Consider the following 13,792-nt stretch of genomic DNA (forward strand, 5'->3'; position numbering starts at 1 on the left):
GGGCGCATCCCCTCCCCCCGTTCCAGCCGAGCGCTGATGCCAGCCGCCAATACCAGTCTTTCCCGTCTGCAGATTAACCAGGTACGCAATCTCAAGGGAATCAGGCTGGACCAATTTCAGCGAGTTAATGTCTTCTTCGGGCACAATGGTAGTGGTAAAACCAGTGTCCTGGAGGCTATTCATTTGTTGGGCATGGCCCGTTCCTTTCGCGGCAGTATCAAGTCCCTGGTCAGCCATGGCGAGGAGTCGTGCACGGTTTTTGGTGCGCTCAGGCCAGGAAATACCACCCTCGGTGTGCAGCGGAGTGTATCCGGCGAAGTCCGGATCAAAATTGCCGGTACCCCGGTGAGGACCGTCGCCGAACTGGTCGAGTACCTGCCCCTACAGGTGATCAATGCCAATAGCTTTGACCTGTTGATGGGCGCACCCGGCGCCCGGCGCCGCTATCTGGACTGGGGAGTGTTCCACGTGGAACATCGTTTTTTTGACCAGTGGCAGCGGTTTCAGCGCGGAATAAAACAACGCAATATGCTGCTGCGCCGTGTTAAAATGGCGTCCGAAGAGCTGTCCGTGTGGACGCGTGAGCTCGCCCAGTCCGGGGAGGCCCTCAGCCAGTACAGGGAAGCCTATTTCAGGCTACTGTTGCCCCGGTTTATCGCGATTATGGCCCGGTTAGCCCCGTCCCTGCAGGGACTGGAGCTGCGCTACAGAAGGGGCTGGGATAAGCAGCTGAGTTATCAGGAGGCCCTGGTGAACAGCACGGACTCTGATCTCGAACAGGGCTACACCCATGTGGGCCCCCAGCGAGCAGATATCAGAGTATTGACTGACGGCCACAGCGCGGCAGACACCCTGTCCAGGGGGCAGCAAAAGCTCGTGGTTTGCGGGTTAAAGCTGGCTCAGGGACAACTGATGTCGGAGATGGGCAAAGGCCATTGCACCTACCTGGTGGATGACCTGCCATCTGAACTCGACCGGGAGCACTGCGGCCTGGTGTGTGAATTACTGGCATCCATGCAGGCCCAGGTGTTCATCACCTGTGTACAACAGCGGGATATTGGGGATGTATGGCCTGACCACGATCAACCGGCGTTGGCCATGTTCCACGTGGAACATGGTGAAGTCACGCCTGTTCAGACGGGTGATTCGGCCATTGATAAATAGAAGATACAACGAGAGTTATTCATGAGCGAAGAAACTGAGCACAATTACGATTCATCGAGCATCAAGGTACTGAAGGGCCTGGACGCGGTACGGAAGCGCCCCGGTATGTACATTGGCGATACCGATGACGGCACTGGCCTGCACCACATGGTGTTTGAACTGGTGGATAACTCCATTGACGAGGCCCTGGCGGGCCATTGCAGTCGGATTGATATCGTCATTCACCCGGATGAATCTGTCACCGTGGGTGATGACGGGCGTGGCATCCCGACAGAAATGCACGATGAAGGGGTTTCCGCCGCGGAAGTTATCATGACCGTGCTGCACGCCGGTGGTAAGTTTGATGACAATACCTACAAGGTATCCGGGGGTCTGCACGGCGTGGGGGTCTCCGTGGTGAATGCACTGTCTTCCGAGCTGGTACTGACCATTCGCCGGGAAGGTAAACTCTACGAGCAGACTTACCGCCATGGCGTGCCGGATGCACCCCTGGCAATCATCGGTGATACCGACTCATCCGGTACTTCTGTCCGCTTTCATCCCTCTGGTGAAACATTCACCAACATAGAGTTTCACTTCGAGCAACTGGCCAAGCGCCTGCGAGAGCTGGCATTCCTCAACTCCGGGGTGTGTATTGCCCTGAAAGACGAGCGCAGTGGTCAGGAAGAGCTTTACAACTACGAGGGCGGGCTCAGGGCCTTCGTGGACTACCTCAACCAGAACAAGACACCGATCAACAAACCCTTTTATTTTCAACTGGATACGGATGAGGGCATTGGCGTGGAGGTTGCCCTGCAGTGGAATGACTCATTCCAGGAGAGCATACTTTGCTACACCAACAATATTCCCCAGCGCGACGGTGGTACCCACCTGGCAGGGTTCCGCGCGGCACTCACCCGAAACCTCAATGCCTATATTGAAAGGGAAGGCCTGGCGAAAAAAGCCGCAGTTTCCACCACCGGCGACGACGCCCGTGAAGGCCTGACCGCTATTATTTCGGTGAAGGTGCCGGACCCCAAGTTCTCCAGCCAGACCAAGGACAAACTGGTTTCCTCGGAGGTGAAAACCGCCGTGGAGCAGGCCATGAACGCGAGGTTCAGTGACTACCTGCTGGAAAACCCCCAGGAAGCGAAGGCAGTCGTTGGCAAAATGCTGGATGCTGCCCGTGCCAGGGAAGCGGCTCGCAAGGCCCGGGAGATGACCCGGCGCAAGGGTGCTCTGGATATCGCTGGCCTGCCCGGCAAATTGGCGGACTGCCAGGAGAAGGACCCTGCCCTGTCGGAGCTTTACCTGGTAGAGGGTGACTCCGCCGGCGGCAGCGCCAAGCAGGGCCGCAACCGCAAGTTCCAGGCGATCCTGCCCCTCAAGGGCAAGATTCTCAATGTCGAAAAGGCCCGCTTCGACAAAATGCTGGGCTCCGCGGAAGTGGGCACGATTGTGACGGCTCTGGGCTGCGGGATTGGCAAGGAGGAGTTCGATCCGGACAAGTTACGCTACCACAGCATTATTATCATGACCGACGCGGACGTCGACGGCTCACATATTCGCACCCTGCTGCTGACGTTCTTTTTCCGCCAGATGAGGGAGCTGATCGAGCGCGGTCACGTGTATATTGCCCAGCCCCCCCTGTACAAGATAGCCAAGGGCAAGCAGCATCAGTACCTCAAGGATGACGAGGCGTTGAACCAGTACCTGACCCAATCCGCCCTGGAAAATGCGTCAATCTTTGTCAATCCTGACGCACCGCCGATCTCCGGCTCGGCGTTACAGGCACTGGTGGACCAGTACCGCGCCGTCGCGGCAACCATTGATCGCCTGTCCAGGCTGTATTCTCCCGAAGTGCTGTGGGAGATGGTCTATGGCGCTTCCCTCAACGTTGATGAGATGAAAGATGAAGCGGCCGTAGCCCGATTCGCCGACCAGATAAGTGAGCGCTTACTATCGGTAGAGTCTGGCGCTGCCATGTACAACGTGGTGGTGCGCAAGGACCAGGAGCGTAACCTGTACTTCCCGGTCGTGAAACTGCTCGCTCATGGCGTAGAGACCGAAACCGAGTACCACCACGAATTTTTTTCCTCTGGCGAATATCGCAGCCTGGTTGAACTGGGCCAAACCCTGAATACCCTCATAGAAGACGAGGGATATTTCCAGCGCGGCGATAAAACACTGCACACCCAGAGCTTTGCCGAGGGCCTGACCTGGCTGATGGCCGAGGCTCGTCGAGGTTATAACATCCAGCGTTATAAGGGCCTGGGTGAGATGAACCCGGACCAGCTGTGGGAGACCACCATGGACCCGGAAGTACGGCGCATGCTGCAGGTCTCCATCGAGGATGCCATTACCGCCGACCAGATCTTCACTACCCTGATGGGCGATAACGTGGAGCCTCGCCGGGATTTTATCGAGCAGAATGCGCTGTCGGTAGCGAACCTGGATGTGTGATCTTCAGTAGCGATTCGTGCTTAACTTGAGATACTCGCCCGGCCGCTGAATTCCGGGCACCGATAACGGCACTTCCGGTCAATGCCGGCATCGCCTGGAGCCATGAACCGGGCGAGGCCCGCATCGTGTCTCGTGGATGGGGGAGTGATCTCAATCGGGAGGCAACAGGCGCCATTGGAGAATCATCGCCGCCAAGGCGGCGGTTGCGTCGTTGCTTTAGCTTGCCATTCGGATCAGAACCACTCACGGCTCTTCGCAAATGTCACGTGAGCTTGCCTGCTGGATGTCACCGCGACTTTCCCCTGCCCTAGGCAATGGGCACTTCGCCAACCGCATCTGCCTGCATCGTTACATCGCTTTCCGGCTGGTGTTCTTCCTGAAACTTTTCCACCTGGGTTTCAACCTTGTTCACTTTGCGGCCGTACTGGGCGATGTGAAACGTTGCGTCGCCTTCGTAAACCAGTGGCAGGTTTGTGCGTCCAATCACCACGCCATGGGTAGTCGCCACGATGGGGGTTTCAGTCGTGCCCAGGGGGTCGGCGACCACAGCGATCACCTGCCCTTTTTCTACCTTGGCGCCCAGGGGAACAAAGGTGCGCAACACGCCACTGTCCGGTGATCGCAACCAGCTGGTCTGGTCGCTGACGATGAGTGCAGCCGGTGTCTTCTTGCTGCGCGATTTGGGCAGCATACCGATACTGCGCATGACGTTGATAACGCCGGTAACCCCGGCCCGGATGTAGACCTCCTCAAAGCGGAGGGCTTCACCGGCCTCGTACAGAATGACCGGAATGCCGGCATCGCCGGCGCACTCACGCAGGGATCCATCACGGATTTTGGCGTCGATGGCCAGGGGGACGGCGAATGCCTCGGTCATTGCCAGCGTTTGGGGGTCATCGAGATCGGCGCGGATTTGCGGGAAGTTGCTTCGATGCCGGGCGCCCGTGTGCAGGTCAATGCCATGAGTGCATTTACTGACGACTTCGGTCAGGAAAGTGTGCGCCACCCTCCCCGTCAACGATCCCTTGGCCGAACCCGGGAAAGATCGGTTCAGGTCGCGCCCATCGGGAAGATATCTTGTGTGATGCATGAAGCCGTAAACATTCACAATGGGAATGGCGATCAAAGTGCCCCGGATACTCTTCAGCGCGCGATGTTGTAACACCCGGCGGATAATCTCCACCCCGTTGATTTCGTCGCCGTGAATGGCGCCGCTGATAAACAGGATAGGTCCAGGCTTTTTACCGCGGATGATCTGCGCTGTAATCGACAGGTCGTCATGGGTGTACATAGCGGCCACCGGCAAGCGTATGGTTTGCCGCTGTCCGGGCAAAATTTCGAAACCACCGATTTCCAGATCTGACATGGCGTTGTTAGTTTCCAGTTTGGATCAATGCAAGCTTAGCCCGTCCGCCCGGGCTTTCGCTTTTTGCGCCGACCCTGGACAAAAGAGCGGCCCGGGTCCACGAGGTAATTTCGTCGAATGGCGGTGCGACCCAGCAGGGCCCGGAATTTCATCGAATCCCTGTCGGTCAGGGTGACTTCCGCTGAAAGGCGCTGATCGCCCACCGTGATCGTGGTTTCAATCACGTAGCGGGTTTCCTCGTGACCTCCTGAATCGCGTACAACCCGCCTGTCCCTCACCGCTGCCTCGCAGTGCACTTCGGTTTCGTTATCCCGCTGATTGGGGTGGATGCCAAAACGAATCCAGTCGGCCCCCTCGCGTTCGAAGGGCTCAACGTAAAACGCGTGCAGACAGCTGGTGCGGGCACCGGTATCTACCTTCGCCTTGATACTCGAAATGCCGAGGTCTGGGAAGCCAAGCCACTCTCGCCAGCCCAGGATGACCTTGTCTGCGTTCATACTTAGGCTCTTGTCGAGGAATCTGCCGTGGTTTCCACCTGGGTATCCAGTTCCTGTACGACCGGGCTGCGTTTGCGCCGGGTGCGTGCCGGAATCAGGTCCCGCATGGCTTCCATTTTACCGAAACACAGCAGCTTGTCGCCGGGTTCCAGCAGCCGGGTTTCCTTGGGGTTTGGAATTACCTTGTTACCCCGGTACAGGGTGAGCACGTTGACGTCGTTTTCCCAGAGTTTTGTTTCGGTAATGGTTTGACCAACAAACTTCGAGCCTTCAGGTACATAGATTTCAGTCACCCCATAACCCTTACTGACGGTGAGCCTCTGTCGCAGGTCGATTTCGGGGAAATCCACTTGCGCCGCGATGTAGTCAATGACGGCGCCGGCGATGTCCAGTTCGGTGGCCGTCTCAATACCCTCCAGCCCGGGTGAAGAGTTCACTTCCATGACCTGCGGACCGTCCTTGCCTTCCAGCATGTCGACACCGGCCACCCGCAATCCGAGTATCTGTGCGCAGCGGACCGCGGTCTGGGTGTATTGCTCATCCAGCTCAACCGGTTCTGCAATCCCTCCGCGATGCACATTGCTGCGGAACTCCTGGCCTTGCGCCACCCGTCGCATGGCGGCGACCACGCGGTCGCCCACCACGAAGGCGCGAATATCCTTGCCCTTACTCTCGGCGACAAACTTCTGGATCAACACGTTCTGTTTCTGGCTCTGCAGCAGTTCGATGATGGACTCTGCCTGTTTCACCGACTCCGCCAGCAATACCCCGATACCCTGGGTGCCCTCGATCAGCTTGATGACAACGGGCGCACCACCAACGCGATCAATGGCCGGCAACACGTCCTTTTTGTCGCGGACAAACGTGGTCCGGGGAATGCCCACGTGATGGCGGCTCAGGATCTGCAGGCTGCGCAATTTGTCCCGTGAGTTGGCAATACCGTGGGCGGTGTTGGCGCAGAACACGTCCATTTCCTGGAACTGACGCACAACCGCCGTACCGTAATAGGTAATGGATGCGCCGATGCGCGGCAGAACGGCGTCATATTCACTCAGTCGCTTCTGCCGGAAGTAGAGTTCCGGGCTTCCGCGATCAAGATCTATGGCAAATTTGAGTGTGTTGAGCACCTTGACCCTGTGACCCCGTTGTTCGGCTGCCTCTCTAAGCCGCCGGGTGCTATAGGCGTTGGGGCTGCAGGAAAGTATCGCTAGTTTCATTTAGGGTTACCCGATTGTGGTGAATTTACCGTGGTTACGCGCACGGTGTGGTGACGCTGTATAGACCGGAGCCAGGGCCGATTGCGGTCGGCGAGTCTGATACAGGATCTTTGGTTTGCATATGCTGAAGTTTCGGCATTATTTATCAATCGACCGCGGGCTTTGGTTGTCTGGTACAAGGTTATTCGTGGCCTAGATAATGCTCGACAGCAGTGTCGCGGTACCCAGGAACGCCATAAAGCCGGAAATATCGGTCACTGTGGTCAAGATAATCGAAGATGCGGTCGCCGGATCCTGGCCCAGCCTCGACAATACCATGGGTACCAGTGCTCCGGAAATACCGGCCATGACCATGGCGGTGATCATGGCGATGGCGATGACCACGGCCAATCCAAAGGACTGGCTCCAGGCCCAGACCCCCAGTCCGCAGGTGATTGCCAGCGCGGCGCCGTTGATCAGGCCGATCTGAACTTCCTTGGTCAGCACCTGGCGCCAGTGGAGGGTATTTATTTCTTTCAGGGCCAGCCCGCGCATGGTGACCGCCAGTGCTTGTGACCCGGCGTTACCGGATTGGCCGGCCACCACGGGAAGGAGGATTGCCAGCGCGGTAAACTGGGCGATCGTGGATTCGAACAGGCCGACGACAGAGGCCGCGAGAAAGGCGGTGAGCAGGTTGATGTGCAACCAGACCAGCCGTCTTTTTACCGCAAACAGGGGTGGTGAAAGGGCCCGTTCGTCGGCGCTCGCTCCCACCATGCGCTGGATACCGGCGGTAGCGGCTTCCTCCGCCGCCTGGAACAGGTTGGCGTAGCGAATAATGCCGAGTAGTTTCTGGTCGTGGTCGACCACAGGGATCGAATCCACCTTGCTCTGGTCGAACAAGGTCACCAGGTCCTCCTCGGTCGAGGTCAGGTTGGCGACTGCGGTTACACTGTTGAGTATCTCCGACATGAGGGTATCGGGCTCAGCCAGGGCCATGTCCTGCAGGTCGACGCGACCCACCAGCACGTCGTCTTCGCTTACCACATACAGTGAGCGCACCCGTTGTGCTTTCGATTTGCGCAATACAGCCAGTGCCTCACCCACAGTCTGGTCGGCGCGGTAACGGGCCAGTAATTTGTCCATGAAGCGGCCGGCGGTACGCTCGGGGAATTCCAGCAGCTCCCGGAATTCGCTTTGCAGGCTTTTAGGGAGGCTATGCAGGGTTGCGTCGAGTTCCTCCTCGCTGAGGCTGCGGAGAATCAGCAGCGCGGTCCGGATGTCGGCCAGCTGCAGAACACGGGCCCTGCGCTCGGTGTCGAGCGCGGTGAACATGAGTTTGAGCCGGCCGGGATCAACATATTCCAGCAAGCGGGTCAGGCCCTCGTCAGACAATTGCGCTACTTCGTCCGGGGGCAGAGCGTGCTGCTCTACAACGCGGGCGGCATCAGCGGGAAATTCCCGCACATAATGCTCCCGCAGTTCTTCGGCGAGGTTCATTTCTGCTTACCCAGTATGGATTCGAGCATGCGAGCACACACATCCAGGTAGGCATTGGCCAGCTCTGAAAACACCTGCTCCAGGTTAAAGGACACGGTATCGGTGTCCCCTGCTACCCGGGTAACGGTCGCCCGGCTCACTACCCCGATCACCCGATGCCTGCCATCGACCACGGGCAGTTCCGAGTACTGCATCCACTGCCGGGCAGAGAGTGCGGTGCGGACATTGGTGAAGCCGTTTAGCGCCTCGACGCTGTCGGCTATATCCCCCACTCGAAGGGGCCGGTTCTTGCGGGCGATCACCGCCTGCAAACTGAGAATACCGAGGTACTTTCCCTCATCATCAACCACCAGGACGGTGCGCGGAGTGGTATCGGTGTTTGCCGACAGCTGCTCGCAAAAGTCGCCGCATATGGTGGTCTCTGAAACCCGAATGAACTCCTTGGTTACCAGCGAGGCGACACTGTGCGTCGGAAACTCAAGCAATTCATAAAGCGGCCGGCGTTGCCTTGGCGGGACGGTGGCCAACACCACAGAATAGCGGGACTCCTGTAGATGTGAAGCCAGTGTGATGGCGTCATTGCCCTGGGCAATCAGCAGCAAGCGACCAACCAGGGCAGGATCCAGCGTTCGCAGCAGACCGGTCAGTTGCCAACTGGAAAGGCAGGCCATCAGCCCCGCCGCCGTTGCCAGCGGCAGGCTTTCAATCAGCGCCGCCAGTTCCGGCAACTCGTGACTGGTGAGCAGAGCCGCCATTTCCTCTGGCTTCTCGGCGGCGAACTGCAACAACAAGTGGTCATCCAGCTGCACTGGATTCACTCTCGCTGTCTTCTTTAACCAGCAGGACTTCCGAGTCCATAAAGCGGGCGGTAGGGATGGTCACCAGACCCTTGCCCGATTCAATAACCACGGCAGTGCTGAGGATCTCGACGATTTTGCCCTGGCTGCCGTCGATGCGGATGTTGTCTCCGATCCGGTAGCGGTCCAGTGAGCGCCGGGCGAGGAGGTTTTCCACCAGTTGACGGCTGCCCAGGGCAAAAGCCAGCGACAATCCGCCAAAAAAGAAAGCCAGCAGGATGACCATCACGTTGGAGATGAAGGATATATCGATGGCGGTCTGGGCCAGGCCGGTCAGGATCGCGGCGGTGACCACAATCAACTGGGCGAATCGCGGTACCAGGTGATCAGTGCCGACGCTCATCAACCCGGCAAGCAGGCTGCGCACCACCAGTCCCAGCAGATAGCCGGAGAGAATAATCAGGCCGCCCAGCAGTAACTGTGGCACATACTGCAACAACAGCCCCAGCCACTCCTTGACGACCGAGATGCGCAGGGTTTGTAACGCCGCCAGCAGGAACAGCACCAGGGTGCCGTAGTAGACTGCGCCCTGGGCGATGCCGCGCAGCGCCCTCAGATCCAGCTTATCCAGCCGCGAGGGCGCCCGGCGCCGGAGATAGCCTTCCAGCGACATCAGCCAGCGGTCCACCAGTCCCGACAACAACCTGGCCAGCAGGAATCCCGAGATTGCTATGAGGATCGCCAGCAATTCCGGTTGTTCGTTAAACAGGTCGGACACCATGTATGGTTCCTTTTTGGCTCAGGCCCTACTGATACTAGCCACTGGCCCCTGTGGGCGCCAGCCTTTTATCAGGACTGCGATTTTTCCCGTATCTGCTGGCGCATACTGCTGTGTTTCGCCGGAGGTGGGGGTGGGAACAGTTTATTGGGGAAGCTGGTGTTACCACGCTCCAGTTTGATAACCGGCTTCTGCAGGATCAGGGAGTTTGGGTAGGTGATGATGTTGCCTGCCTCGGTGCGGAGAAGGACGTGAAACAGGCTGATTTCCTCGACCGTACCGGAAATGTCGAAGTCGGCATCGGTGACCTTGATCCGGTCGCCCACCCGGTAGGGAAAGCCGAAGAAAATAATCATGCTGGCGGTGATATTGCTGAGGATAGACCACTGGGCGAACATGGCGACGCCGACCACCGCAAATACGGATGAAAGGAATAGCGAAACCTCACTGTAGCCGAGCCCCATAACCAGGCAGATCACGAATACAAAAATGGTAAACAGGGCGATATTGGCGGTTTTGCTGAGGTATTTCACTCTCACGGCAGCAACCTGTTTGCTTTCCCCCAGGCGCCTGAACGTAGCTCCCATCGCCCGGATCAGGAACAGGTAAACCAGCAGGCATAACAACAGCGAGATCAATTTCATTGGGCAGTTTCCTTCTCCGTTTCCGGGGCAGTGGTCTCTTCATCTTCATCGGAAGAGCGTGGGTCCAGCTCGAAGGTGTTTGGCGCCATGTCCGCAGCGGCAGCCTCGAAGGGGGTTTGTTCTGCTACGGTGACCGTGCGCGGCACCCGCAACAGGGCATAGAGTAGCGCTGAAAACAGCAGAAACAGGACCGCGAATGCCCAGAACATCGACGCTGAGCCAAATACGCCCATAATCTGGCCCATTGCGACCGGAGCGACCACCGCGCCGATGGAGTGAAGCAGCAATACCGACGTACCTATGGCCACAAACTCTTCACTGGAGCAGACATCCGCGGCCGTGGCCAGGGAAATAGCGTATATCGGCATGGCCATGGCCCCGAACAGGAACACCGCGGCCAGAAACCAGGTCTGGGCGGTGCCCATGGCCACCGCTACCGAGCTGACGGCAGCCCCCAGGCAGAGCAGGATCAGGATGTAGCGCCGGTCCATGCGGTCGGAGAGCCAGCCCAGAGGGTATTGCAATATCGCCCCGCCAATGATGGCGGTGCTCATGAACCAGGTGACATATTCATAGGACCCGTCGATCTCGCTGGCAAACAGGGCCCCCACCGACCAGAAGCTCCCCATCACCAGACCGGACAGCAACGCCCCGGCAAAGGCTGTCTGTGAACGAGAGTACAGCAGGCTGAAACCGCTTTGGGTCTGCTGGACCGGGCTGGGGATGATGCGCCGGGTAAGCCCCACCGGGATGATAGCCAGGGCAATGAAGACCGCGGCCAGGGTGTAGGGTAGCGAACTGTCCACCGGCCCGACGTTGATCAGAAACTGCCCCGCGGTCATGGCCAAGAGGGTAATGAATGTGTAGATCGCAAGAATGCGGCCGCGGGTGTCTGCTGTTGACTGGCTGGTCAGCCAGCTCTCGATGACCGCATAAAGACCACAGATGGCGAGCCCGGTAATGAATCGCAACACGAGCCAGGCCTGCCAGGCATTGATCATCTCCAGTAACAACAGGGCGCTGACCAACGCCGCTGCGAGCACGGCAAAACAGCGAATGTGCCCGACCCGGCCAATGATGGGCGGTACACCGAGACAGCCAGCGATAAAACCGAGAAAGTAGCTGGAAGCGCTGAGGCCAATCAGCCACTCGGGCATGCCCAGGGCGCTGGCCCGCAGTGGCAAAAGGGTCAGCTGCATGCCGTGCCCGACCAGCAGCAACGCGGTTGATAGCAGCAGGGAACTGACAGTAAGCAATACTTTCATGTACGGCTCTCCTTCACCTCAAAAACGGCAATCGGGCCGCCGATAATACGATGGGTTGTGGGTACTTCATACCTGTTTTCGCGCGGTGTGCCCATATGCGGCCGCGGCCTGCGCGGGTCGTCCACCATTCGTCGCAGCTACCCTGCCATTCGCCGACTGAACGCTGTCGCTCAACGAATCACGGTTTTTCTATCACAGTCTTTCACCTAGTGTTAATCCCAACACCAGCGCAAGAGTTCTTGAGCTGGTACTCAAACGGCAAGTGGCCGGATTACTGTAGGGAGATACACCATGAACAACAATGCGATGAAAACCGTTCTGTCCGTTGCTGCACTGACTCTGACCGCGGGGCTTTCGTCACACGCCGCAGCCGGGACAATGAATGAGACATTTGTACACGGCTCAGCGGTGCCGTCAAAAACTGTGACCTATGACCGTGGCGAGTTGGCAACCGCCCAGGGACGAGCCCGGGTAGAGCGTCGGATCGAGAACGCGGCCGAGGCGGTCTGCGGGCCTACAGACTACCGTGAAGTCGGCAGCCTGATGCGGGTCAGCAAGAACAAGTCCTGTGTTGAACAGGCGATAGAGTCTGCCATGAGCAAGCTTGGAGCGGACCACGTCGCGACCATCGACTAATCGTTTCCTGACCCCTGCAACCCCTGGCGGGAGTCACTCAGGGGCACTGCTTGCGGAGGCAGTGCCCCTTCATTTTTCCAGCTCTCCAGCGCGCAGCGCAGGCCAGCTGGGGAGAGTACAACCAGGCCGGCCATAATTCCGGGTAACCCCTCATAGATATAGTGTTCGAGGCCCAGCCAGCGCCAGACAAGTGCGGTACCCAGACCGGTGGCAACAGCGCACAGGCTGAGCCCTTGTGAGGGTTTCCAGTTCAGGCACAGCGCCAGGAGTAGTGGCGCAAAAGCGCTGGCCAGAGCCGACCAGGCCATGATGACCAGGCTGAACACACTCTGGCTGTTAATGAGCGCCAGCCCCAGCGCCGACAGGGTGATGACGATGGTAGTACCCTTGATGACGATGGTCCGCTCAATGCGGTGGGGCAGCAGGTCGTGGGTTATCGCGGCCGAACAACTGAGAACAAGCGAGTCCGCGGTGGACATGGTGGCGGCGAAAACCCCCGCCAGGATAAGCCCGACGAGTGCCGGTGGCAGCAGCTCCAGAGACATGGCAGGTAGCGCCAGTTCGGCATCGAAAGACGCGGTGTCACCCAGGTAGATTCGCGACAGTAGCCCGACAAAGGTGGCGAGGCTGTAAAAGGCGGTAAACCAGAGGTAATACCAGATTCTTGCCCGCCGCATGTGACCGGAACTATCGAGGGTCATAAAGCGAACCATAACGTGGGGTTGGGCGATAACCGACAGTCCGGCAAACATCCAGCCCAGAACAAATAGCACCATGCCGCCGAAACCGGGCAGTAGCAGGTCGTCGGGGAACCAGTCGGTGAAGCCGGGAATGGCCCGCATGCTGGATAACGAAGCCGTCAGGCCGCCCATGGCGTCTGTGGCGACGTAAAAAAGCACGGCCATTGCGACGATCATTACCATGGACTGGGCGGCGTCCGTCCAGATGGAAGCCCGGATACCGCCGGCGAAGCAATAGAGTGTCACCAGTATGGCACCAAGAATGGCTCCAGTGGATTCCGGCCAGCCGAACAGGACGTGCAAAGCCTTGGATCCGGCAACCAGCTGGGCTCCGGCATAGGCCAGCAGGAACAGCAGGGATATCGCGCCGATCACCCGTTGCAGGCGATCATTGGAGCTGCCATACCAGTTCGCCAGTACGCCGGCATAGCTCACTTCACCGGTGCGCTCGGTCGCCGCACGCAGTCTGCCATGCACCAGCAGTGAGCCCAGGAAGTCCCCGGCGATCCACCCGAACATCAGCCAGAAGGCGGCAAACCCGGTAACGTAGGTGTAGCCGATGACACCGATAAACATATAACCGCTGTTATTGGTGGCAACCGCAGAAAGCCCGACCAGCCAGGGCGCTACACTGCTGTCTGCCAGGTAGTAGTCGTGGCGGGAGCCGCGGCTTTTGAAAGCCGAAGACAGGCCGATCAGGGTGAACATGGCCAGGAAGATCAGAAACGAGGCAATCAAGGGACGGCTCTCCGCGCCGGGATGATGGG

Annotated in this window: 12 protein-coding genes and 1 pseudogene; 3 read left to right on the forward strand and 10 right to left on the reverse strand. The window is 58.6% G+C overall.

Annotated elements, in window-relative coordinates:
• The first annotated feature begins 36 nt into the window (after positions 1-36).
• On the forward strand, positions 37-1,164 hold the full coding sequence (gene recF, locus E2F43_RS05970; RefSeq protein WP_133210547.1) for a DNA replication/repair protein RecF: 1,128 nt from the start codon (positions 37-39) through the stop codon (positions 1,162-1,164).
• Positions 1,165-1,185: 21 nt separating this feature from the next.
• Complete coding sequence (gene gyrB / locus E2F43_RS05975; RefSeq protein WP_133210549.1) at positions 1,186-3,606, forward strand: DNA topoisomerase (ATP-hydrolyzing) subunit B; 2,421 nt, start codon at positions 1,186-1,188, stop codon at positions 3,604-3,606.
• Between the two features lie 307 nt (positions 3,607-3,913).
• Here the strand turns inward: gyrB and E2F43_RS05980 are convergent, their stop codons facing one another.
• The 9 genes and pseudogenes from E2F43_RS05980 to E2F43_RS06015 all read right to left on the reverse strand — a co-directional run bounded on the left by E2F43_RS05980 (position 3,914) and on the right by E2F43_RS06015 (position 11,649).
• Entirely contained in the window at positions 3,914-4,972 is a 1,059-nt protein-coding gene (locus E2F43_RS05980; RefSeq protein ID WP_133210551.1) for a succinylglutamate desuccinylase/aspartoacylase family protein, read from the reverse strand.
• 35 nt (positions 4,973-5,007) lie between these two features.
• On the reverse strand, positions 5,008-5,469 hold the full coding sequence (locus E2F43_RS05985) for an ATP-dependent zinc protease family protein (protein ID WP_133210553.1): 462 nt from the start codon (positions 5,467-5,469) through the stop codon (positions 5,008-5,010).
• 2 nt (positions 5,470-5,471) lie between these two features.
• Positions 5,472-5,762, reverse strand: a complete 291-nt coding sequence (locus E2F43_RS19190) for a cation:proton antiporter regulatory subunit (protein WP_420820766.1) — start codon at positions 5,760-5,762, stop codon at positions 5,472-5,474.
• Positions 5,763-6,686, reverse strand: a pseudogene (locus tag E2F43_RS05990) (ATP-grasp domain-containing protein); the annotation flags it as partial.
• 192 nt (positions 6,687-6,878) lie between these two features.
• Positions 6,879-8,165, reverse strand: coding sequence for a magnesium transporter (locus tag E2F43_RS05995; protein WP_133210557.1), 1,287 nt, complete (start codon positions 8,163-8,165; stop codon positions 6,879-6,881).
• Positions 8,162-8,983 carry a CBS domain-containing protein gene (locus tag E2F43_RS06000; RefSeq protein ID WP_133210559.1) on the reverse strand — a complete coding sequence of 274 codons (822 nt, stop codon included), beginning with the start codon at positions 8,981-8,983 and terminating at the stop codon, positions 8,162-8,164. Before E2F43_RS06000 ends, E2F43_RS05995 begins: the two co-directional genes overlap by 4 nt.
• Positions 8,961-9,743: a mechanosensitive ion channel family protein gene (locus E2F43_RS06005; protein ID WP_133210561.1), complete on the reverse strand. Its 783-nt coding sequence runs from the start codon at positions 9,741-9,743 to the stop codon at positions 8,961-8,963. The genes E2F43_RS06000 and E2F43_RS06005 overlap by 23 nt, the downstream gene beginning before the upstream one ends.
• A gap of 68 nt (positions 9,744-9,811) precedes the next feature.
• Positions 9,812-10,384, reverse strand: a complete 573-nt coding sequence (locus E2F43_RS06010) for a mechanosensitive ion channel family protein (RefSeq protein ID WP_133210563.1) — start codon at positions 10,382-10,384, stop codon at positions 9,812-9,814.
• Positions 10,381-11,649 (reverse strand): MFS transporter, encoded by a 1,269-nt coding sequence (locus E2F43_RS06015; protein ID WP_133210565.1) that lies wholly within the window; start codon positions 11,647-11,649, stop codon positions 10,381-10,383. The genes E2F43_RS06010 and E2F43_RS06015 overlap by 4 nt, the downstream gene beginning before the upstream one ends.
• A 291-nt stretch (positions 11,650-11,940) precedes the next feature.
• Here E2F43_RS06015 and E2F43_RS06020 point away from each other — a divergent pair, with 291 nt between their 5' ends.
• Positions 11,941-12,285, forward strand: coding sequence for a UrcA family protein (locus tag E2F43_RS06020; protein WP_133210567.1), 345 nt, complete (start codon positions 11,941-11,943; stop codon positions 12,283-12,285).
• Here the strand turns inward: E2F43_RS06020 and E2F43_RS06025 are convergent.
• On the reverse strand, positions 12,282-13,763 hold the full coding sequence (locus E2F43_RS06025; protein WP_238946760.1) for a sodium/proline symporter: 1,482 nt from the start codon (positions 13,761-13,763) through the stop codon (positions 12,282-12,284). The two genes, E2F43_RS06020 and E2F43_RS06025, sit on opposite strands and share 4 nt — an antisense overlap.
• Between the last annotated feature and the right edge of the window lie 29 nt (positions 13,764-13,792).

This window comes from Seongchinamella unica (assembly GCF_004354085.1).
In the GTDB taxonomy this organism is placed as follows: domain Bacteria; phylum Pseudomonadota; class Gammaproteobacteria; order Pseudomonadales; family Halieaceae; genus Halioglobus; species Halioglobus unicus.